Annotated in this window: 18 protein-coding genes; 13 read left to right on the top strand and 5 right to left on the bottom strand. The window is 45.5% G+C overall.

Annotated features, from left to right (window positions below; genetic code table 11):
- Nucleotides 1-11: 11 nt before the first annotated feature.
- The 3 genes from FGL37_RS09725 (at nucleotide 12) to FGL37_RS09715 (ending at nucleotide 3,172) form a co-directional block, all read left to right on the top strand.
- Nucleotides 12-1,235 carry an OmpP1/FadL family transporter gene (locus FGL37_RS09725; protein WP_028071897.1) on the top strand — a complete coding sequence of 408 codons (1,224 nt, stop codon included), beginning with the start codon at nucleotides 12-14 and terminating at the stop codon, nucleotides 1,233-1,235.
- Nucleotides 1,236-1,260: 25 nt separating this feature from the next.
- Nucleotides 1,261-2,574, top strand: a complete 1,314-nt coding sequence (locus FGL37_RS09720; RefSeq protein WP_028071896.1) for an SGNH/GDSL hydrolase family protein — start codon at nucleotides 1,261-1,263, stop codon at nucleotides 2,572-2,574.
- Between the two features lie 181 nt (nucleotides 2,575-2,755).
- Nucleotides 2,756-3,172: an OsmC family protein gene (locus FGL37_RS09715; protein WP_028071895.1), complete on the top strand. Its 417-nt coding sequence runs from the start codon at nucleotides 2,756-2,758 to the stop codon at nucleotides 3,170-3,172.
- Nucleotides 3,173-3,256: 84 nt separating this feature from the next.
- On the opposite strand, the gene FGL37_RS09710 is transcribed toward FGL37_RS09715, so the two are convergent.
- Nucleotides 3,257-4,312, bottom strand: coding sequence for a hypothetical protein (locus tag FGL37_RS09710; protein ID WP_028071894.1), 1,056 nt, complete (start codon nucleotides 4,310-4,312; stop codon nucleotides 3,257-3,259).
- 300 nt (nucleotides 4,313-4,612) lie between these two features.
- Here FGL37_RS09710 and uvrA point away from each other — a divergent pair, with 300 nt between their 5' ends.
- The 5 genes from uvrA (at nucleotide 4,613) to FGL37_RS09685 (ending at nucleotide 12,150) form a co-directional block, all read left to right on the top strand.
- Nucleotides 4,613-7,453, top strand: a complete 2,841-nt coding sequence (uvrA, locus tag FGL37_RS09705; protein WP_028071893.1) for an excinuclease ABC subunit UvrA — start codon at nucleotides 4,613-4,615, stop codon at nucleotides 7,451-7,453.
- Between the two features lie 111 nt (nucleotides 7,454-7,564).
- Nucleotides 7,565-9,445: a DNA mismatch repair endonuclease MutL gene (gene mutL, locus FGL37_RS09700; protein WP_028071892.1), complete on the top strand. Its 1,881-nt coding sequence runs from the start codon at nucleotides 7,565-7,567 to the stop codon at nucleotides 9,443-9,445.
- 29 nt (nucleotides 9,446-9,474) lie between these two features.
- Nucleotides 9,475-10,155: a rhomboid family intramembrane serine protease gene (locus FGL37_RS09695; protein WP_037534313.1), complete on the top strand. Its 681-nt coding sequence runs from the start codon at nucleotides 9,475-9,477 to the stop codon at nucleotides 10,153-10,155.
- A gap of 11 nt (nucleotides 10,156-10,166) precedes the next feature.
- A complete protein-coding gene (locus tag FGL37_RS09690) occupies nucleotides 10,167-11,045 on the top strand; it encodes a rhomboid family intramembrane serine protease (protein WP_028071890.1) in 879 nt (292 codons plus the stop codon).
- A 43-nt stretch (nucleotides 11,046-11,088) separates the two neighbouring features.
- Entirely contained in the window at nucleotides 11,089-12,150 is a 1,062-nt protein-coding gene (locus FGL37_RS09685) for an endonuclease/exonuclease/phosphatase family protein (protein ID WP_232048671.1), read from the top strand.
- Here the strand turns inward: FGL37_RS09685 and FGL37_RS09680 are convergent.
- The gene (locus FGL37_RS09680) at nucleotides 12,140-13,750 is read right to left on the bottom strand and encodes a S41 family peptidase (RefSeq protein WP_051607297.1); all 1,611 of its coding nucleotides are present in this window, start codon (nucleotides 13,748-13,750) and stop codon (nucleotides 12,140-12,142) included. The two genes, FGL37_RS09685 and FGL37_RS09680, sit on opposite strands and share 11 nt — an antisense overlap.
- 315 nt (nucleotides 13,751-14,065) lie before the next feature.
- Here FGL37_RS09680 and FGL37_RS09675 point away from each other — a divergent pair, with 315 nt between their 5' ends.
- The 5 genes from FGL37_RS09675 (at nucleotide 14,066) to FGL37_RS09655 (ending at nucleotide 18,886) form a co-directional block, all read left to right on the top strand.
- Nucleotides 14,066-14,635 carry a hypothetical protein gene (locus FGL37_RS09675; RefSeq protein WP_028071888.1) on the top strand — a complete coding sequence of 190 codons (570 nt, stop codon included), beginning with the start codon at nucleotides 14,066-14,068 and terminating at the stop codon, nucleotides 14,633-14,635.
- A gap of 106 nt (nucleotides 14,636-14,741) precedes the next feature.
- A complete protein-coding gene (gene fumC / locus FGL37_RS09670; protein ID WP_028071887.1) occupies nucleotides 14,742-16,139 on the top strand; it encodes a class II fumarate hydratase in 1,398 nt (465 codons plus the stop codon).
- Between the two features lie 105 nt (nucleotides 16,140-16,244).
- Nucleotides 16,245-16,673, top strand: a complete 429-nt coding sequence (locus FGL37_RS09665) for a fumarate hydratase (RefSeq protein WP_232048670.1) — start codon at nucleotides 16,245-16,247, stop codon at nucleotides 16,671-16,673.
- Between the two features lie 42 nt (nucleotides 16,674-16,715).
- Nucleotides 16,716-17,867, top strand: a complete 1,152-nt coding sequence (locus FGL37_RS09660; protein WP_028071885.1) for an MFS transporter — start codon at nucleotides 16,716-16,718, stop codon at nucleotides 17,865-17,867.
- A 20-nt stretch (nucleotides 17,868-17,887) separates the two neighbouring features.
- Nucleotides 17,888-18,886, top strand: coding sequence for an acyltransferase (locus FGL37_RS09655; protein WP_028071884.1), 999 nt, complete (start codon nucleotides 17,888-17,890; stop codon nucleotides 18,884-18,886).
- A gap of 14 nt (nucleotides 18,887-18,900) precedes the next feature.
- Here the strand turns inward: FGL37_RS09655 and FGL37_RS09650 are convergent, their stop codons facing one another.
- From FGL37_RS09650 to FGL37_RS09640, 3 genes are all read right to left on the bottom strand, one after another.
- Complete coding sequence (locus FGL37_RS09650; RefSeq protein WP_028071883.1) at nucleotides 18,901-19,365, bottom strand: copper resistance protein NlpE; 465 nt, start codon at nucleotides 19,363-19,365, stop codon at nucleotides 18,901-18,903.
- A gap of 201 nt (nucleotides 19,366-19,566) precedes the next feature.
- Entirely contained in the window at nucleotides 19,567-20,448 is an 882-nt protein-coding gene (locus FGL37_RS09645; protein WP_028071882.1) for a hypothetical protein, read from the bottom strand.
- The gene (locus tag FGL37_RS09640) at nucleotides 20,448-21,638 is read right to left on the bottom strand and encodes a copper amine oxidase (RefSeq protein WP_081818008.1); all 1,191 of its coding nucleotides are present in this window, start codon (nucleotides 21,636-21,638) and stop codon (nucleotides 20,448-20,450) included. Before FGL37_RS09640 ends, FGL37_RS09645 begins: the two co-directional genes overlap by 1 nt.
- Nucleotides 21,639-21,643 lie beyond the last annotated feature (5 nt).

Here is a 21,643-nt window from a genome sequence, read left to right as displayed (position 1 = left end):
TAAACTCTAGTATGAAGAAACTATTATTCTCAATACTTTGTGCAAGTCCATCGCTCCTGTTTGCGCAAGGATCACAGGTAAATCTACAAAGTCCCAAAGCCGTAGGGATGGGGGGTGCCGGTTCGGCTTACTTTATAGATGAAGCCTCCATTTTCTATAGCCCGGGTGCTTTAGCTAAAATGGATCACAATGCCATTTCTGTTGCAGGCAATGCCGTTATGTATAAGTCAGCATTTCAGGAAGTGGGCAGTACAGTCGTTTATCATACTAAGAACCAGGTGACACCTCCATTCTCTGTATTTGCCGCTGTCGGCCCAAAGAACTCCTGGTGGAAGGCCGGTATTGGCGTGTATACGCCCTACGGTGGTGCGGTGGACTGGGGAAGAGAATGGATAGGCAAGTTCAGTCTGGTCAGTCTTTCCCTGAGAGCCATTTTTATCCAGCCAACTCTAAGTATCAAACTGACCGACAATTTTAGCATCGGAGGCGGCTTTGTTTATAATATCGGTACTGTTGACCTGGAAAATTCGGTTCCTGTATTCTATCCCGATGGCCGTGCCGGATTGGCTACCTTGAAGGGCACTGGTACCGGAACGGGTTACAATGTGGGTATCCATTATAACTTAGACGATGACTTTGCGTTGTCATTGAGCTACCGTTCGAAAGTGGTTACGAAGCTCAAAGATGGAGATGCGATCTTCGAGGTACCTGCAGCCGTCGCCGGCAACTTTCCTGCCGGCAATACCTTCAGTGCCGAGCTCCCCCTACCGTCGACATTCGCAGCCGGAATTGCCTTCCCGATCTCCGAAAAGCTAAAAATGGCTGTTGACGCCACAGTCATCGATTATGATATCTATAAAGAGCTAAAATTTGATTATAAAGAGAACACCCCTGTATTACAGGATACACGTTCGCCAAAAAACTATACCAAAGCAGGTTCGATCAAAGCAGGATTGGAATATATTGCTTCCGATAAATTGCAATTGCGTGTAGGTGGCGGTTATATCGCTACCCCAGTATCGAGAGACTACGTTTATCCGGAAACCCCGGACAACAATAGATACCTGCTTTCAGGAGGTTTCACGGTCAAACCCTCGCCAAAATTCGATATTACGGCGTCGTTTGCCTACCAGCGGATTGTCGCACGTCAGGCCACAAACCTCGACAGCCACCTTTCGGGAACTTACAAAACAAATATCTATGCTCCCGGTATTGGCGTAAGCTATAAATGGTAATTAATAACAGCCAAATTTGATCACAATGAAAAAAAATAAACTCTATATAGCTGCGGCGTTAGCACTTTTAGCTATCGCCTCATGCAAACCGTCATTGGACGAATACACCCCCAGCGCCGGATCCTTAGACTTTTCCAAATATGTTGCTATTGGAAACTCACTGACGGCAGGTTACGCCGATGGTGGGTTATATTTAGAAGGACAGAAAGTCGCGTATCCCAATTTGATCGCAGAGCAGATGAAACAAGTAGGCGGCGGAGAATTCCATGTCCCGTACTTTAGTGAAGCACAGGCCAACGGTTCAGGTTATATTACCTTAACCGGATTGGTCAATGGTCAACCAGTCACAGCGCAGGTGACTGATAAATTGGCTTACCGCTCTACTTCGCCAAAGTTATTGACAAAGTACACCGATCCAATCAATAACTTGGGGGTTCCGGGTATGCGTATGGACATGGCTGAAATTCCCGGTATGGGCTCGGTTAACGGAAACATGTATTTTGAACGTCTGTTGCCTGACCAGGATTATCTGAAAACATACTTTACGTATTCCACGACACAAAATCATACCTTTTTTAGTTTTGCTCTGGGCAACAACGACGCACTGGGCTGGGCCACCAATGGAGGTGTTGTGAAGATCAACCCAATCACCAACCAACCCGACCCGACAACGGTATTAACCGAGACAGCACGATTTACGTTAACACTGAATAAGTATGTCACTGAACTGACCAAAGGTGGCCAGAAAGGGGTACTGGCTACCATACCTGATGTCACGGCCACACCTTATTTCACCACGGTCACAAAAGCGGCCTTGCTAGCTGCCGTAAATGCCGCCGGAGGAAGTTTTCAGGATGTCTACATCAGGACAAAAAACGGTGTCCGAAAAGCTAATGACAAAGATTATTTTATCCTGACATTGTCCAGCGCTGGAATCTTCGGTAAAAATGGATACGGCCTGTTCCAAGCGATTCCTGTTGACGACATGTGGGTACTCGATGAGTCTGAGGTCCTACAAGTCCAAAAACGTATTGGAGAATTCAATGCAGCCATCAAAGCTGCAGCAGCCTCAAAAGGGCTCGCTGTAGCGGATGTACACGCCTTCTTAAATAACGTCAAAGATGGCGTACGTATCAACGGACTGGCCGTGAGCGCCAAGTTTATTACCGGAAATGCGTTTTCACTGGACGGCATACACCTGACTCCGATAGGGAATGCTCTGATGGCCAATATTTTTATCAACGCGATCAATTCGACATATGGTTCGAAGATTCCGCTGGTCGATGTATCCCAGTACCGGGGTGTCAAAATGCCGGACACGGCACCTGTGGCAAACTAATCGAAGGATAAGATACTGACAAAAGGCAGACCAATAAACGTCTGCCTTTTTTGTATATTTGTATGAAGTCTCTTCCCTGGCGCAACGTTTCTACTTAGGAGTGTGGAGGTAAGTTTGCCTTTGAAAAGTAGTATAATAAGCGTGCTTAAAGACGAGCAAAGAAACGATTAAATTTACAACGATGAAAATCAGATTAAACCGCGTCAATCAGGCTGTACATTTTGAAGCCAGCAGTGAGTTATCGACCGTTAAAGTTAATATTGATGGCTCCGAGGCTATCGGTGGTGAAGGAAAGGGTGTGCGCCCAATGGAATTGGTATTGATGGCATTAGGCTCCTGTAGTGTTTTTGACTTACACAGTATACTGGTAAAACAACGTCAGCAAATTGACGATATTCAAGTTGAAGTGGAAGGAAAACGTCGCGACGAAATTCCACAGATATTTACAGATATCCACATCAATTTCTTTTTAAAAGGTCAAATCGATGAGGTCAAGGCGGCGAAAGCAGCAGAATTGGCCGTTAAAAAATATTGTTCGGTACATGATATGCTTGCAGCTGGGGGTGTCAATATCACCTACTCGTTGAAAGTAAATTAGTCCTTTGCCCTTCCTGTCTATCCTTGGTCATGTTCCGGAAAATCCGCCATCAACAAGGATAGACACTTACTTAAACGGTGCCTGCTATCGGTCCATCTCTTCTTTTCGCCTGTTCCATAATTTCTCGGCCCACCGGCCCACAAACCAAAAGGATACTGCAAGAATCAGGAAGAATACGGCCCGGTTAATATTGTCCCACAGGTACTCCACATACCGTGTGTAAATGTTGAGTACCAAAAATACAAACCCAACCTCACGGGTCACATTGTCTTTTGCTTTGAGGCCATAGATCACCAGAAAAGTGGATACCGCCGTTGATAAAATGCCCCAGTAAAGCATGTGGTACTGGCGCACGGTGGTCCATTCGTAGAAATCCGAATAATTGCCGAAAATCGATAAGGTCCATAGCGACACCATGAGGTAGATCAGCCCAATGATATAACTGACCGGCTGAAATTGCTGCAAGCGATCAAACCGGGGCTGTAGCCAGACCGCCGCCGCGGTGATCAGCGCCCCAAAAATCGTAAATCGTAGGGGATAATTCATACCCCAGAACTTGAATCCCCAGTTGCTGTGATAAGCCGTTTCGGTGGCAAACCATACACCCAATGCCAGTAGCATAAAGGTCCAGATCAGCTTACTGTCCAACTTAACGGCTAGCACGCCGTAAATGGCAACCGAAAGCAAAAACAGCAAGGAATAATGCATGGTTTCTTTATCCAGTACTTTTCCCAAAAATCCGATGCAGGCCGCCGTGCCAAATACACCGATCAGCATCATGGTTTCCGTAGATAGATTTTTATAGGGATAGCGTTTTTTATAGCGAAAGCCTAAGGTATAAAATAAGACCGCTATTGCAGCAAAAAAGAAGCAGAACAAGATATTAGGTGCTTCGTAGAGCGTGTCGACAAAGGCAAGAAAAGACGCGTCGGTAAACAACGAAAAAACAGCAAACACCAGCGAGGCTAATGCAATCCAAAAGGCGTAGCGCGCCAGCTGCCCCCAGTCAAAGCTCTTCACATCCAGACTGTCAAGCAGTTCGGCAGCCTTCTGCTCATCCAGCAGATTTTCTTTTTTCCAGAATCGGACAATGTCTTCTATAGACTGTTTCTCTTGTTTGCTGACGTCGTATTTTCGCATCGGTTTAATTTTTATTTCTGGGACCTCGCTCCAAGACTATACGGTTTATAAAGGCGCCCTATTCACAAGTCGACCGCAAGATAACAATAACCTTTGTAACTTTTTAACTCGTCGTCCGCTTACAAGACAGCGCGCCGCTATATCCGCTTAGCAGTCCCTGCTAACGGCCTTACAGATTGCATGATCACTTGTATATCACATTTTGTTCCAAAACACAGATCGGCTGGCATAATTCCTTTAAAATCTGTAATTTTGCATGTTTTGCAATTTATCCCCTAACAAGGGTTTTAAGGAGTTTTCATGGCAGTACAGAAAGGCCCAGATTTGGGCGAGCAAAGTGAAGTTCAAGTATTTGGTGCGCGTGCACACAATCTAAAAAATATAGATGTTTCTTTTCCTAGAAATGAACTGGTGGTGATCACTGGATTAAGTGGTAGCGGCAAATCGTCGCTGGCTTTTGACACGATCTACGCGGAGGGCCAGCGCCGGTATATGGAGACTTTCAGCGCCTATAGCCGACAGTTTCTAGGGGGTATGGAACGTCCCGACGTCGACAAGATATCAGGACTGAGCCCTGTGATCTCCATCGAGCAAAAGACAACGAGCAAGAACCCTAGGTCTACGGTAGGGACCATTACGGAAGTATACGATTTTATGCGTCTTTTGTTTGCCCGTGCCGGCGAGGCCTTTTCGTACGTGACAGGAAAAAAAATGGAACGTATGTCGGACGATCAGGTCATCGAACGCATCCTTGACGAATTTGAAGGCCAGGCACTCAATATCCTCGCTCCTGTCGTCAAAGGCCGGAAAGGACACTACCGTGAACTTTTCGAACAAATCCGGAAACAAGGCTATGTCAAAGTCCGTGTTGATGGTGAGATTCTGGATCTGGTCCCTAAGATGCAGGTAGACCGCTACAAAATACACGATATAGAAATCGTGGTAGACCGTCTAAAGGTAGAGCGTGAAGACAAAAAGCGCTTGCAGACCTCGGTAATGCAAGCCATGAAGACGGCGAAAGGGATCATCAAAGTATCGACCAAAGATAATCAGGAGCAATTTTATAGCCGCTACCTGATGGATGCAGAGTCGGGCATCTCCTATGACGAGCCACAACCTAATACATTTTCTTTCAATTCGCCCTACGGCGCCTGTCCTACCTGCGACGGTCTGGGCTATATTTTTGAAATCGACAAAAATGCTGTCATTCCGGACAAGAAGCTCAGCATACAAAAGGGTGGATTAGCACCTCTGGGCCCCACACGTGAAAACTGGACATTTGAAGTGTTAAAGGCTGTCGCCAAGAAGCTGGACTTTACAGTGACGACACCGCTTGAAAAACTGAGTGACCAACAGATCGACCAGCTGCTTTTTGGAAATAAAGAAGAGCCTATTGTGGTGACCGTATCGTATGGAAGCTATGGTGCCCGTGAATACCGGGTGGAGTTTGAAGGTATCTTCAAAATGCTGGAAGAATTTTCCGGGAAGTCATCGGACGAGGCACCGTCCCTGGACGATTTCCGGACCAAAGTCACCTGTCCAACCTGTCAGGGCGCACGGTTAAAAAAAGAATCCTTACATTTCAGGATCGCCGATAAAAATATTCACGAACTTTCAACATTGGATATCAGCAGCCTAAAAGAATGGTTCGATCAAGTAGAAAGCAAGCTGGACGAGCGACAACTGGTGATTGCGGCAGAAATCCTCAAAGAGATTCGGGCACGTCTGGGTTTTCTATTGGATGTGGGACTGAATTACCTCACATTGGACCGCACGGCCAAAACCTTATCCGGTGGTGAAGCCCAGCGTATACGCCTGGCGACGCAGATTGGCTCACAGCTTGTCAATGTCCTTTATATTCTGGATGAACCGAGCATTGGACTTCACCAGCGCGACAACGAACGCCTGATCAATGCACTCAAAAATCTCCGTGATATTGGCAACTCGGTATTGGTCGTCGAGCACGACAAAGACATGATTTTGCATGCCGATTACGTGATCGATATGGGGCCCGCTGCCGGTGTTCATGGCGGAACAGTTGTGGCCGAAGGCAGCCCCAAGGAAATCCTGCATTCCGATTCATTGACGGCGGCCTACCTCAATGGCAAAAAAGCAGTTAAAATCCCAGAAAAACGCCGCGAAGGCAATGGTAAGACGCTTACCTTATATGGTGCTACCGGCCACAACCTGAAAAACCTGACAGTCACTTTCCCGCTGGGGAAGCTTATCGTCGTATCGGGCGTTTCGGGCTCCGGCAAGTCCAGCTTGATAACTGGGACACTCTATCCGATCTTGAATAAACATTTTTTCCGCGCCAAGGCCACACCGCTGCCTTTCAAGAAAATCGAAGGCCTCGAGCATATCGATAAGGTCATTGAAATTGACCAGAGCCCGATAGGACGGACACCGAGGTCCAATCCTTCCACCTACACAGGTGTGTTTTCGGATATACGGACGCTTTTCGTGCAGCTGCCGGAGGCCAAGATCAGAGGTTACAAACCAGGGCGCTTCTCTTTCAACGTGAAAGGAGGCCGCTGTGAAACCTGCCAGGGAGCAGGGCTCAAAGTCATTGAGATGAACTTCCTTCCTGACGTGCAAGTTCCCTGTGAAACATGCCACGGAAAACGCTACAACCGAGAAACTTTGGAGGTCCGCTACAAAGGAAAATCCATTTCGGACGTACTCGACATGAGCATCAATGATGCGGTCGGCTTTTTCGAAAATGTACCGGCGATCTACAGAAAGATCAAGACCTTGCAGGATGTAGGCTTAGGCTACATTACGCTCGGACAGTCTTCGACAACCCTGTCCGGTGGGGAGGCCCAACGGGTCAAACTTGCGACGGAACTTTCTAAAAAAGATACTGGAAATACGTTCTATATTCTTGATGAACCGACTACAGGCCTTCATTTTGAGGATGTCAATGTGTTGATGGGTGTCATCAACCGCCTGGTCGACCGGGGCAATACGGTCCTGATCATCGAACACAATCTCGACGTTGTCAAATCAGCAGACTGGGTGATTGATATAGGTCCTGAAGGAGGGAAAGAAGGTGGTCAGGTGATGTTCGAAGGTACACCCGAGCATTTAATCAAAAATAAGAAGAGCGAAACAGCACGTTTCCTTAAGCTGGAAATGTAGTCGATCATATTGAGCAAGGCTCCCCGGTCGTTGATCAGCGGAGCCTTCCCCCACTTATTTTCATCCATGTTTGTGCTTTCTAAATATGGATATTTCGTAACTTTGTATTATATGTCGGATATTATTCAATTACTTCCAGATAATGTTGCCAATCAGATTGCGGCGGGAGAAGTGGTGCAGCGACCAGCGTCTGCCATTAAAGAATTGATTGAGAATGCCATTGATGCTGGGGCTGACAAAATAAAACTTATTGTTAAAGATGCAGGCAAATCGCTTATCCAGGTTATTGATAATGGCTGTGGTATGAGCGTGACGGATGCACGGCTCTGTTTTGAACGTCATGCAACGTCAAAGATCAGAAAAGCAGAAGACTTATTTGCCATTCGCACAATGGGATTCCGGGGCGAAGCGATGGCTTCCATTGCGGCCATTGCGCAAGTCGAGCTAAGAACGCGCCGCGTGGAAGACGAACTCGGCACAGTCGTGGAAATTGAAGGCTCCAAAGTCATCAACCAATACCCCGAAGCCGTGGCCGCGGGAACAAATATTTGTGTTAAGAACCTCTTCTATAATATCCCTGCACGCAGGAACTTTCTAAAAAGCAATTCGGTGGAAATGCGTCATATCATCGATGAGTTTCAGCGGATTGCCCTGTCAAACCCACAGATCTTTCTGACCCTGCACAGTGATGGCAATGAGATTTACCATTTGCCGACCGAGACTTTAAAACAGCGTATTGTTCATATTTTTGGAAACAACTACAATCAGCGTCTGGTCCCGGTGGAGGAAGATACATCAATTATCAAGGTAGAAGGTTTTGTCGGGAAGCCTGAATTCGCCAAGAAAACCCGTGGCGAGCAGTTTTTCTTTGTCAACAAACGGTTTGTACGGGATCCATATCTGCATCATGCGGTGATGAATGCCTACGAAGAAATTTTACAGGCCGAAACGTATCCTTTTTATGTGCTGTTTATTGACATAGATCCAGCCCGCATCGATATCAACGTCCACCCGACGAAGACCGAAATTAAATACGAGGATGACAAGGCGATCTATGCGATCATCCGTTCGGCAGTGAAAAGATCGCTGGGCCGCTACAATATCATGCCGTCACTGGATTTTGAACAAGAAACAAGTTTTTCCAATCTGATCACCAAGAAATCCCTAGACGAAATCATTGTACCTACGGTTACCTTTAATCCGGATTTCAACCCTTTTGATACAGACAAATCCAAATCGGATTACTCGAGATCGGACAGCTATGCAGAGGGATTTGCAAAGAAAACCGGCGGGATTCCAAGCAACTGGGATTCACTGTACCAGATCGTCGAAAAGGAAGAGTCCATACAGCTGCCGCTGCATACTGAAGTCGAGCTGGAAACAGACCGGCCACAAGCTATTCAGGTAGAAGATAAAGCTTCATCCAAATTATTCTTTCAGCTGCACAATAAGTATATTGTATCCCAGATTCACTCGGGCTTTATCCTTATTGACCAGCAGGCAGCCCACGAACGTATTCTTTTCGAACAGTTTCTGACGCAGCTGGAACAACATAAGGGACTGAGCCAGCAAAGCCTGTTTCCGCAGACCATAGATCTCAACCCTGCCGACAATGAGTTAATGAAGGATCTACTGGAGGATATCAATGGACTGGGATTTCAAATTCGGGAATTTGGAAAAAATTCTTATATTATTGACGGAATTCCGGCAGACCTGGGGACTGGCTTTGATGAGATAAAAATGATTGAAAAAATATTGGAAGATTACAAAAATAATCAGTCCGAATATAAGCTGGCCAAGCGGGAGAACCTCGCGAAAAGCCTTGCCCGCAATGCGGCAATCAAGCCCGGCACACAGCTTGATAATACAGCTATGGCCGAATTGGTCGACAAGCTCTTTGCTTGCCAATCGCCCAATATCTCCATCTATGGCAATCCCGTTATCGTCACCTTTACGTTGCAGGAACTGGCCGAGAAATTTGGCAAAAACTAGAGATTAAACAAAACGAGAAGATAAATTATATGTTTCCACAATTGACACCTGTTATTAAGAATTTACTGATTGTAAATATTGTATTCTTTTTAGGATCACAATTTGTGCCTATTGCGGATGCTTATCTTCCCGTTTATTATCCGGATTCGCCATTTTTTAAAATCTGGCAGGTGATCACGCATATGTTTATGCACGCAGACCTCGGCCATATATTCTTCAATATGTTTTCCCTGGTGATGTTTGGCCCGATGATCGAACATGTCCTGGGGCCCAAGCGGTTCCTGAACTTTTATTTGATTTCGGGCATTGGTGCCTGGTTTCTATATACAGCGGTGAATGGCATTCAACTATACCAGGCCACTGGCTCGTTTTTCCCACTTCATGGCGTGAGTGGGAGTGAAATTTTAGCGCTTTCAAATACAGGTAATTATGAAGCAATGACCTATAGGATTCCGATGTTGGGTGCTTCAGGGGCAGTATATGGTGTCCTACTGGCCTTCGCCTACCTTTTTCCAAACATACCGCTTCAATTTTTGTTTATTCCTGTACCAGTCAAAGCCAAATATATGATCGGGGGATTTATTCTGATTGAGATTTATATGAGCTTGTCCAGACCGGGGGATTCGGTGGCGCACTTAGCCCACGTCGGCGGTGCTTTATTTGGCTACCTTTTACTTAAGCTATGGAAGATTAGAAAGGGGATTTATTAATAGCGTGCGAAATGAATAACATTGGTTTAAAAGATTTTTGGAGACAGACGTATAAAACAGGTTCACCGATCCCAATAGTGATCAGTATTCAGGTTGGCCTATTTGTCCTCATTTATTTTTTGGACTTACTTTTTGAGTTAAAGATTGTCCCTCAAAGCTTTCTGCAGCCTATTGTGCAGCACCTGAGCCTGCCAAGCAGCTTTTCAGCCTTTCTGGAGCAACCCTGGTCCTTAATTTCTTCTAATTTCGTGTATGTCAAGCTTCTCAGCATTCTCTTTGACAGCCTTTGGCTCTACTGGGTGGGCCAGATTTTCTTTACGTTCTTAAACAAAAGACAATTTCTCTTTATTTATATTGGTTCATGGTTGCTCAGCAGCGTTCTTTATGTAGGTTTTGGCACACTTATTCCGCCTCCTACCAATCTGTACCTGATGGGCGGCGCGCATCCGCTGGCGGCCGTACTTGCCGCTATCGCGACTTTGGTACCCAAATATGAGCTACGCCTGCTGCTCTTTGGCACGGTTAAGCTGCGGGTGGTGGCCATCGTTTATTTTGCGCTCGAGTTTTTGTTCCTCACCTTGGGCAACAGACCAGCTGCCATTTCGTACTTTGCCGTGATTCTTTTCGGAATGGTCTTTGTCTATGCGCTGCGATCGGGCATGGACTGGTCGACACTTTTTCAGAAAAAACAGAAAAAGCCTGCAAAAATGAAAGTTGTTGTGGGCAATAATATTCCGGCAAATCGGAAGCATCGTTATGACTTGCCCAATCAGGATGAGATTGACGCTATTCTGGACAAAATTTCTGTCTCGGGCTACGACAGTCTAACGCACCATGAGAAAGAAACGCTCTTTAGGGCAAGCAATAGTGGCGATAAGGTTGATGGATAGAAGGACATTTTTGAGAAGAAAACTGGGATTTATAAGTAAAACAATGTTCCTGGCAAATATGCTTGCGATCATTGCCTTGTTGCTCAGTTATGCCGCCACTTTCATCAACCCCAAGTCCTTTTGGCCCATCGCCTTTTTGGGCCTCGGTTATCTGCCTATTCTTCTCGTAAATATCGGCTTTATCTTTTACTGGCTTCTGCGGAAACGAAAAGTTGCGCTCTTTTCCTTAATCGCCATTCTCATAGGCTGGTCATTTCTGACCAAGCACTGGAACATCCGAAAAGAAAATCCGCCCGTGCCACCCGAAACGCGTACTCTACGCATCATGACATTCAATGCACACCTGTTCAAACGAGTAGACGATGAGAAGAAAAATTTCAAGGCTGATGTCGTCCGCATCATCGACAGCATCTCACCTGATGTGATCTGTTTTCAGGAATATATTAGCAAAATCAAAGGAAAGCACGTCTTTTCGGAAGAATTTAAGGATAAACTGGGTTACGACTATTTTTTCTTTGAGCCCAGTTCCAAAAACGATTACGAAGCCTATGGCATGGCCGTGCTCTCACGTTTCCCGATCTACGATTCGGGCAATATCCGCGACAATGACTATGGCATCAATAGGATCAGCTACGTAGATATCAAGAAGCAGGATACATTGATCCGGATCTATAACATTCATTTACGCTCTTTTGCGCTGCAGAACGAAGACAAGGAATTTATCCAGAACTTTTCCAATAAGAACGAGACCGATAATAAGGCACGGCGCTTGAGCCGGAAATTGAAGAACGCGTTTGAGTTACGTAGCGAGCAGGCGCACTCGCTCAAAAAGCATATGAATGAATGCCAATACCCCTATATCGCTGTCGGTGACTTCAACGATACGCCCATGAGCTACTCCGTCAATTTAATCGGTGCCGACATGTTGAATGCTTTTAAAGAAAAGGGGAATGGATGGGGCGTCACCCATCATGCGCTGCTGCCGATTTTTCAGATCGACTATATTTTTGCCAGTCCCAAATTTCAGGTAATGAACTATCAGGTGGTCAGGCAAAAGCTGTCCGACCACTATCCGGTCTGGTCTGATCTGCGCCTTAGACCTTAGGCATCTGATAGCCCAATGTCCGCAGACCTATCTCGATAAACTTGTCCCGCCGGTTTTTAATTTTGTAATAGGCTTCACGGCCAAAGTAGTACCTGCCCACCAATGCTTCAATATCGGACTGAATCAGGTCGTGCAAATTCGTTGCTTCATGAGCACTGACCGCAATACCTTTCTGCGTTTTTAAAAACGCGATAAATAAATCAAACTCTGCGGCAGGTAAATGGTAGCCGCTGATAAAATTTTCTATGGAGTAGGCAGGCAGATGTTTCGTAAAACGGTCATAGACAAATTCCTCAATGGCATTCGAATGGAAGATTTCACGATACTTAGCACTTGTCTCGTTTGTATCGATCGGAATATTCACATCGGGAAGGATGCCACCACCACCAAATACCAGTTTACCTTTGCTTGTTGTAAACATCTCCTTTTGCCGGAATTCGGTATCCAGTGTCCAGAGGTCAAAACCGGTCATGTATTTGGCAGCATCAAAATTTGCGCGCGTATATTTACGCTGAATGCATCGGCCCAATGGCGTGTAATAGCGCGCCACCGTTAGGTTGACTGCCGAACCGTCCGAAAAATCAAATTGCTCCTGTACCAGACCCTTTCCATAAGATCGACGTCCGACGATCGTGGCACGGTCCAGGTCCTGAAGGGCACCACTCAGAATTTCGCTTGCGGAGGCAGTACTTTCATTGATCAGTACGACCACACGGCCGTCTCCAAACTCACCTGCCTTTTCCGAATAGTAATCCTGGCGCGGTTCATTCGCCCCCTCGGTATACATCAACAGTCTCTTTTCTTTGAAAAATTGTCCTGCCAGATCTATGGCTGTATGGACAAATCCACCGCCGTTGTTCCGCAGGTCCAAGATCAGATCCTGCGCACCACTTTTGCGCAAGTCGAGGAGCGATTTTTTAAACTCTTCGGCAGTTTTGTGCCCAAATCGCCGAATTTTGACATATGCCGTCTTAGGTGCGATCATATAAGACGCATCCAGACTTGAGACATTCACCTGGTCGCGAATGATCCTCAAGGGGTTGCTCAGCAGCTGACCATTCCGCTGCACTGTGACCATTACAGCAGTTCCCTTTTTCCCACGGATCAGTTTTTCAATTTCGGCTTCAGGAATCTTCTTGCCAGCGAGATCCCGATTACCAATCTTCACAATACGGTCTCCAATGCGCATTCCACCTTTTTCAGCAGGTCCGGCTGACACCATGCCAACGACCAGCAGCGTATCTCTTAAACGAAAATATTCCACGCCGATTCCGTCGAAAGACCCCTCTAAAGTCTCTTGTTTGGCAAGCACCTGGTTGGGACGCAAAAATGTCGAAAAAGGATCCAGACGAGAGACCACGTGCTCGATCGCTTCATCCTGAATGGTGTCTATACTGACGTTGTCGACATAATTTTCTGAAATCAGCTGGATCAGATACTGCAATTTATCGGAATTACTTTTGGAACTCAAACTAGAAAAGGTCGTTTTTTGGTTACTGCCCTGTTCCTCGGCATAGTTCTGTCCCAACAGCAAGCCGAGAAGCAATACTGCAGCGTAAGTAGCAGCCACAAAAATATTTCGCTTAATACTCTTTTGCATAGGAAACGAACCCGCGTTTATAAAAGACAAATTGTACAGCTGACCTCCACCAACCCGACAAACTCAGGACCTACCCCAGAATGTAACGTCACAGGACTTTTTTCAGCTGAAAATTACATCCCAAAAGTAGCAAGTTTATTCGGTTTAATGGATATTTGCACCCACAATTTTACATTAAAAACAAAAACTTGCCCGCCTGACTCTTGTTCTGCATACAGCTTACTCATCCATACAGAAAAGCGTGTGAAGTAGGTTTCTGTATTTGGAAATAAGCGTAACTTTACCTTAGTTTGGACTTGAAAAGGAATTTATTATATGCATGAGATCGAGCCCTATTACAATTGGCGGGACTATTATATCGCCGCCGAAGATAAACAATCGCCATTTTATGGTACAGTATATAGTGAATTCAATTTCGACAAGCAGATATACAATTTTCTGCTGCACCCTCAATGGGATGAATTCGGTTCGCTCACACTCTATCTCAAAATTTTGTTTGTCGATTACGAAAAACAATACTGCATTATCGAGCTGATTGGCGAATGGAACGATGCCATCTACAATGATATCATGCTACTGAAAAGGGAGATCATTGATGTCATGGTCAGCCAAGGTATCAAATATTTTATCCTCATCGGAGAGAACGTATTAAATTTCCACACCTCAGACGATTCCTACTACGAGGAGTGGTTTCAGGACATCGAGGATGGGTGGATCGCCGGTATTGGCTTCAGGCAACATGTGATCGAGGAGTTCCAACAGCAAAATATTGACTATTACATTAATTTTGGCGGTGAAATGAATACGCTGCCCTGGCGCACACTTAAACCCAAGCAGGTATTTCATCACGTTAACGAATCCCTGACAAAACGACTGGGTTTTTAATTTTAATTTTTACTTTTTATCGTATTATCCGTTAACTTTGTCATTGATGTAGTGTGTGCGCTGTGCACCTACTTTGAATTTTTACGTTTTACTTATACATAACAATATGTCATTCAGAATTGAAAAAGATACAATGGGTGAAGTTCAGGTACCTGCAGACAAATACTGGGGTGCACAGACAGAACGTTCGCGCAACAACTTCAAAATCGGTCCCGCAGCATCCATGCCGCAGGAGATCATCGCGGGCTTTGCATACCTGAAGAAAGCCGCTGCTTATGCAAATCACGAACTGGGTGTATTACCCGTTGAGAAGCGCGATGCTATTGCTGCAGTCTGTGACGAAATCCTTGCAGGTAAACTGGACGATCAGTTTCCATTGGTGATCTGGCAGACGGGATCAGGTACACAGTCAAACATGAACGTGAACGAAGTGATTGCTAACCGTGCCCAAGTATTGGCTGGACATAAAATTGGTGAAGGTGAACCGGTATTGAAGGCGAATGATGATGTCAACAAATCACAATCATCAAACGATACGTTCCCTACCGGTATGCATATCGCCGCATACAAAGCCGTTGCTGAAGTCACTATCCCCGGCGTCGAAAAGCTCCGTGATACCCTAGCTAAAAAAGCAGAAGAGTTTAAAAATGTCGTTAAGATCGGCCGCACACACCTGATGGATGCTACACCATTGACCTTGGGTCAGGAGATTTCGGGTTATGTCGCACAGTTGAACCATGGTTTAAAAGCCTTGCGCAATACTCTTTCCCATTTATCCGAGCTGGCTCTGGGCGGTACCGCAGTGGGCACCGGCTTAAATACACCGAAAGGCTATGATGTCGTTGTGGCAAAATACATTGCAGAATTTACAGGACTTCCTTTTGTTACTGCCGAAAATAAATTTGAGGCTCTGGCAGCTCACGATGCGATCGTCGAAACACACGGCGCACTAAAACAGCTAGCTGTTGCATTGAACAAAATTGCGAATGATATCCGTATGCTGGCCTCGGGTCCACGTTCGGGTATTGGCGAGATCCTGATTCCAGAAAATGAGCCGGGATCATCCATCATGCCGGGCAAGGTGAACCCTACACAATGTGAGGCTTTGACGATGGTTGCCGCCCAGGTCATGGGTAATGACGTTGCGATCACCATCGGTGGTACACAAGGACATTACGAACTGAACGTGTTTAAACCAGTAATGGCAGCGAATTTCCTACAGTCGGCCCGTCTATTGGGTGACGCTTGTGTGTCGTTTGAAGAGCACTGTGCTGCAGGTATTGAGCCAAACTACAAACGTATCAAAGAACTGGTAGACAACTCCTTAATGCTTGTAACAGCATTGAATACAAAAATTGGTTATTACAAAGCTGCAGAAATCGCGCAAACTGCACATAAAAACGGTACCACGCTAAAAGAAGAAGCGGTACGTCTGGGCTATGTGACAGCTGAAGATTTCGATGCTTGGGTAAAACCTGAAGATATGGTTGGAAGTCTAAAATAAGTTGTGACTATAATTTCAATAAAAATTAAACTGTCAAAAACATACCTACTGGCTCTTGCCGTAGGTATGTTTTTCTTTTTTGCTTCCTGCAAATTCAACTCAGATATGCAGAGTGAGGGTGCTTCATTTTTACAGGGCGAATGGGTGCAGGACAGCATTGCGGGGCAGCAGCAGATGCTGCAGTATACGCTGCATGAATTTAAATTTACCTGCGACTCCATCTACACGGTCTTACATGTGAACAACAAAGTTCAAACAATTCCGGATAGTTGTTACAAAAATGGCTCATGGACCGAACGTGCAAAAGGTATCTATGTCCTCCGGGGTGATTCGGTCATTGTCGACGGTATTTTCACTAAAGAAAACGGCAAACAAAAAATCTCTGGCTGCTACCGTTCAGGACAATACATCCCGCGGTTCAAAGTCGTCTATCATGATCCCGACTCGGTGGTGCTGGAAAGCCGCTTTGACCAGCGGCCTATTATTCTAAGAAAAGTTAAGGATATCAGCTGTGTACCCAAGAAGAGGTATTAAGATTTTATTCTTACATTTGACTATCAACTTCTAACCGTTTATATGAACAAAGGAATTATTGCTTTGGCTTTTGGAGGGCTTGCCATCGGGATGACTGAATTTACGATGATGGGCATTTTACCGGATATTGCTAAAGATCTCCATATTGAAATACCTACTGCGGCCCACTTAATCGCCCTATATGCGCTGGGCGTTGTTGTAGGTGCTCCTACACTCGTCTTATTTACAGGCAAATACCCCCCCAAGAAGGTCCTGCTTTTCTTGATGCTCTTATTTTTTATCTTCAATGGTTTATTCAGCATCGCCCCCGGGCAATTTCTGATCAGCCTTTCACGCTTTATGGCCGGGCTTCCGCATGGGGCTTTCTTTGGCGTAGGCTCTGTCGTCGCCGCCAAACTCGCGCCGAAGGGGAAGGAAGCACAGGCGATCTCGATCATGTTTACCGGCATGACCATCGCGAACCTTGCGGGGGTACCTTTGGGCACCTATCTGGGACACCATTATTCCTGGAGGCTGACCTATGGAATCATCAGCATGCTCGGCTTGCTTACCTTTGCGGCGATATATGCGTGGATGCCGAAGATTGAAGCGTCAAAGCAAAACAATATCTTTAGCCAGCTCAGCTTTTTCAATAAACGCATCGCCTGGCTATTGATGGCAATTATCGCCATCGGTACAGGTGGCTTGTTTGCATGGATCAGTTATATTGCCCCGCTGGTGACCAAGGTATCCGGAGTCGCGGCTGACCGTGTGCCGCTGATTATGATTCTGATCGGTATCGGTATGTTTTTCGGAAACCTAATCGGGGGCAAACTAGCAGATACCATTTCGCCAACGAAGGCAGCGATTGCCAGCTTTACCGCTATGGCATTGTGCCTGGTCATGGTATATGTTATCTCCCCACTGGGCTGGACCGCATACCCACTGGCTTTCATTACGGGCCTGGTGTCTTTTACGATCGGCTCCCCGACCCAGCTTATGCTGATCCGCGCATCCAAAGAGGCTGCGACACTGGCCGCTGCCGGTGGACAGGCGGCATTCAATCTCGGGAATACACTTGGCGCATTCTTAGGCGGGATTCCAATTACTTTGGGACTTGCCTATAACACTCCTTCGTTGGTAGGTGTGGGCATGGCCAGCATCGGCGCCCTTTTGACCTTATTGTATCTTAAAGTCTATGACAGCCAACGTTAACATCGCCGACTGGAAAAGCCATGGTTCGAACTAGTTATATCAGCGTATTGCGCATTGTTGCGATCTTTTTGGTTATCCTGATCCACTCTTCTTCAGGATACCTGAATAGCAATCAGTTTGACTCCTTTGACTGGAATTATGCCAATTGGCTGAATAGCTTTGCGCGGTTTTCTGTGCCTCTTTTTGTGACGATTTCCGGTGCACTGCTGTTACGAAAGGAGGAGCCTACTACAACCTTTTACAAAAAACGTCTGTTCAAGATCATCCCACCTTTTCTATTCTGGACGCTTATTTACCTTGCCGGTTATTTCGTGCGCTACACCGATCTGTCCTCATTAAGTTTTCCACAAGTTATCAACACTGTGTTAATTAAGTTAAAATCAGGCAGTAACGCACATTTATGGTACCTATATATGATCATCGGTCTTTATCTAGCGGTCCCCTATATCCGTAAGATAGTCGCAAACTGCACAAAAAAAGAGCTGCAGATCTTCCTATGCCTGTGGTTTGTTTCCCTGTTTTTCACGAGCCGGCCCTACAATGCCTACCTGCCCAATTTTGATCTGAAATTTTTCTCGGGTTATATGGGCTATCTGGTATTGGGATATTATCTGCAAAAGTATCCGATGCATCGAAAATGGCTCAGTTTAGGCTTGTTCATGCTCTTCAACACAATGACTGGAATGGGGACGTACTATTTAAGTGTCTCGAAGGGAGAGTTTGACCCGACGCTTTATAATTACCTGGCACCGGGCATTGCCTTGAGTACAGGCTTTGTTTTTATATTCGTCCAATGTATCAAGCTCCCCGAACAGCTCCATCCATTCTGGAAGTTTATTGACAACCATAGCTTCGGCATTTATTTATGCCATATCCTGCCGCTGACAGTCATCCACCCACTGCTGCCGTTTTCGACTTTATGGAAAATACCGCTGGCAGCAGTCTTTACGTTGGTCGCCAGTGCTTTGCTCACCTACTTCCTGCGCAAGATCCCACTAGGTAAATATGTCAGCGGCTAGGTTAGCCATGCTTTTTATTTTTCACCTTCCACCTTGTTATAGACATACAGGTGCGCATTGGGCCCATCAATTTCTTTCCCTTCCTGATCCAGTCCAATCAGCCGGTTTTCGGCCACCTTCAACTTCATGTTGGTTTCCTTTCCCATCAGGTGCACAACTGACCCGTGGTCGTGCCACATAATTTTACCAGAATCCTCAATTTTGGTATTCTTGTTTATGTACTCGCTCACGACAGAAAAGCTGTCGTCGTTTTTCAATGTGATATTTGTTTTGATGCCTTCGCAGTCCGCACACGGGATAGTCGCCTCATATTTGCCCGCCCAGTCCAGGGAATTCTGAGCCGTGTGAACAGTATCTACAGCCATGGTGGTCTGGTCAGACGAATCTGTTGTTAAGATGTGCTGATTTTCTTTTTTAGCCTGATTACAAGACATTAAGGAAAGTGCTGCTAAGCAACAAAATAATACAGATGATTTCATGTTTATGATGTTTTGATTAAAGATATCCTATATGAAGCAATTTCAGCGCCAAGAACATATCTTCTGTCAGCAAAAAAGCCTGGAAAATAAAGAAGGCTTCAAATTGAAGCCTTCTGATATGTCGTTATGTTGCCTGCATGACATGAACAAACGTCCAAGCGCCGCAAGCATGGCCCAACAGATGAGCGAAAATAATTTGCATCATTGCGTAAATCCTCCACCGCTGATCGATACGGTTTCTCCACCTTTTTTTAGCGTGGTCGGGTCTTGTTGAATTTTAAAGTATTTGGATTCGGGGCACGCCATTTGTGTCATACGCCCACTATGCATCGGCACTTCGGACAGCTGACCAGCCTCGTAGCGAAACAAGGATGTATAGGACCAAGTCGATTCCAATACCTTTGTATTTGTCAACTGTACGGGCTTGCCTTCATTAGCCACCTGATCAATGGCGTTGACCCTTTTAAATTCTCCCAGTGCGCCAAGGGTATACCCAGCACTTTCAAAGATAGACTCATACTTTTTTCCCGCTCCATGTATCGAAAACTTCAGCTTCCCTGGACCGGCTATTTCCAAGGTCATTGTGATCTTCTCTCCTGGATACCAATAATAATTTGCTTCCGCCGGTGCATTTTGATATAAAGGTACCTGCCCGGAGCTATGTGCTGACCGTCGTAAAAATGGTCTAAAAGCTCTTCTATCTTCGGTGATGTTTCCTTTCTCATCCCTAATCACCTCCCAAGTAAGGCCAATATCTGTCTCTTGTCCCCCCATATTCCCGCCTAGGTAAACAGAGGGGTTATCGAGAGACTGTTTTGGTTTATTTGGGTTTATACGAGCAGGATCAAACTCTATTTTTGGTAAGGTGACTTCCGCTTTTATACCTGCCCATACATCGGTACTGGATACAATCTTCCGATAATACGCGCCTTGGAAGCAGGGTTTAGACGCAGCCGGTCGCACCTCATTTTTTAGATAACCATTACCGTCCATTCCAATAATGGGGAACTCGGGTTTAACCAGATCATTTTTTGCACTGCAGGCTCCTAAGCCCAGCAAAAAAAATAGCATGATATTCTTCATTATTTCTTACGGTCAATAGGGATAAAAATCAATGGTGTCGGTAAGCAAGAAGCTCCAGGTGGCGAGTAAGTGAACTCGATATCCTGAATTTCCTTTTTTGGATCGGGCCAATACGTTTCAATTAAAATAGCTTCTGGATATCCCTTCGTAATTAAAGCCTTGTTCGGGTACTGCATCACGGTCTTTTTCCCATCCTGGCCGATAAGTTCCATGGTCAATCCCATTCCACCACACCATTGATTATCCGCCGAACGACTATTCCAAGTCACCAAAGCGAGACCTTTACCATCGCTACTTCTCCACTTGATCTTATTTTTATACATAACTCCATAATTTCCCGCATTCTTTGCAAATTCTTTTTTTTCACCAATGGTGCCGGTGATCCATGGATCATCCTGTCCATCGGCAACGATAAGCTGTACAACCCCGTTTTTGGTATCCAATGTATCTACAGTATTGACCTGGTAATTGGAAATCGGAAAAATACCCCGGCCGGCATTTGCGTGGCTATGCGGAATCAAAGTTTTGATCTGGGACAACACTTTTGGCCCAGACTCCTCCGGCGCAAATTGTATGACCGAAATTTGAGCAGGCTGGTCGACCACAAACTCATAAAACCCATGCACCAGTTCATCATATTGCACAATTTGATTTTCGAGCTTCTCGTCGATAGCCATGGCTTCTCCCGGTTTAAGTACTCTTACCTGATTTGAAACAGCGGACAAGAAATAATCTTCAAGGCCTTTTTTCCCGATTTCAAAATAATTTGAACTAGGCTTCTGGGAAGAATATTTTAGCATACGAAAATGCATATTCTCTTTTCCCAAATTCTTAATGACTGCTGAAATTTTACGGGCGATTTTCTGGGGATCCTTTACGCCATTAACGTTATATACATATAGCCGTACTGCTCCAGGATCAACGGTCTCCTGCAATGCAATCGCCTCAGGAACACGGATGTATTCGGGATCGTCAGATATAATATATTGTGGTCCGGGCAGCACCGATTTCGTATAGGACAATTTAGGAAAATCGGCTTTCAAAACATTATCAAGGTTGACAATATCGCCTCTTTTTGCCGCAAGAATTTTTTTTGAGGCCGTTTCTAAACTACTGGTCTGGCACAATCCCACTTTACAAGATAGCAAAGCGAGCATCAACCATAGTGCTTTATGGATACGCTTGTTCATAAGAT

This window comes from Sphingobacterium thalpophilum (assembly GCF_901482695.1).
GTDB classification, from domain to species: Bacteria; Bacteroidota; Bacteroidia; order Sphingobacteriales; family Sphingobacteriaceae; genus Sphingobacterium; species Sphingobacterium thalpophilum.
This window is presented reverse-complemented; position numbering and strand designations above follow the sequence as displayed.

What these genes read in the sequence shown, in the direction of transcription:
- FGL37_RS09725 (WP_028071897.1), top strand. Translation starts at nt 12, where the DNA reads ATGAAGAAACTATTATTCTCAATACTTTGTGCAAGTCCATCGCTCCTG.
- FGL37_RS09720 (WP_028071896.1), top strand. Translation starts at nt 1,261, where the DNA reads ATGAAAAAAAATAAACTCTATATAGCTGCGGCGTTAGCACTTTTAGCT.
- FGL37_RS09715 (WP_028071895.1), top strand. Translation starts at nt 2,756, where the DNA reads ATGAAAATCAGATTAAACCGCGTCAATCAGGCTGTACATTTTGAAGCC.
- FGL37_RS09710 (WP_028071894.1), bottom strand. Translation starts at nt 4,312, where the DNA reads ATGCGAAAATACGACGTCAGCAAACAAGAGAAACAGTCTATAGAAGAC.
- uvrA (WP_028071893.1), top strand. Translation starts at nt 4,613, where the DNA reads ATGGCAGTACAGAAAGGCCCAGATTTGGGCGAGCAAAGTGAAGTTCAA.
- mutL (WP_028071892.1), top strand. Translation starts at nt 7,565, where the DNA reads ATGTCGGATATTATTCAATTACTTCCAGATAATGTTGCCAATCAGATT.
- FGL37_RS09695 (WP_037534313.1), top strand. Translation starts at nt 9,475, where the DNA reads ATGTTTCCACAATTGACACCTGTTATTAAGAATTTACTGATTGTAAAT.
- FGL37_RS09690 (WP_028071890.1), top strand. Translation starts at nt 10,167, where the DNA reads ATGAATAACATTGGTTTAAAAGATTTTTGGAGACAGACGTATAAAACA.
- FGL37_RS09685 (WP_232048671.1), top strand. Translation starts at nt 11,089, where the DNA reads ATGTTCCTGGCAAATATGCTTGCGATCATTGCCTTGTTGCTCAGTTAT.
- FGL37_RS09680 (WP_051607297.1), bottom strand. Translation starts at nt 13,750, where the DNA reads ATGCAAAAGAGTATTAAGCGAAATATTTTTGTGGCTGCTACTTACGCT.
- FGL37_RS09675 (WP_028071888.1), top strand. Translation starts at nt 14,066, where the DNA reads ATGCATGAGATCGAGCCCTATTACAATTGGCGGGACTATTATATCGCC.
- fumC (WP_028071887.1), top strand. Translation starts at nt 14,742, where the DNA reads ATGTCATTCAGAATTGAAAAAGATACAATGGGTGAAGTTCAGGTACCT.
- FGL37_RS09665 (WP_232048670.1), top strand. Translation starts at nt 16,245, where the DNA reads ATGCAGAGTGAGGGTGCTTCATTTTTACAGGGCGAATGGGTGCAGGAC.
- FGL37_RS09660 (WP_028071885.1), top strand. Translation starts at nt 16,716, where the DNA reads ATGAACAAAGGAATTATTGCTTTGGCTTTTGGAGGGCTTGCCATCGGG.
- FGL37_RS09655 (WP_028071884.1), top strand. Translation starts at nt 17,888, where the DNA reads ATGGTTCGAACTAGTTATATCAGCGTATTGCGCATTGTTGCGATCTTT.
- FGL37_RS09650 (WP_028071883.1), bottom strand. Translation starts at nt 19,365, where the DNA reads ATGAAATCATCTGTATTATTTTGTTGCTTAGCAGCACTTTCCTTAATG.
- FGL37_RS09645 (WP_028071882.1), bottom strand. Translation starts at nt 20,448, where the DNA reads ATGAAGAATATCATGCTATTTTTTTTGCTGGGCTTAGGAGCCTGCAGT.
- FGL37_RS09640 (WP_081818008.1), bottom strand. Translation starts at nt 21,638, where the DNA reads ATGAACAAGCGTATCCATAAAGCACTATGGTTGATGCTCGCTTTGCTA.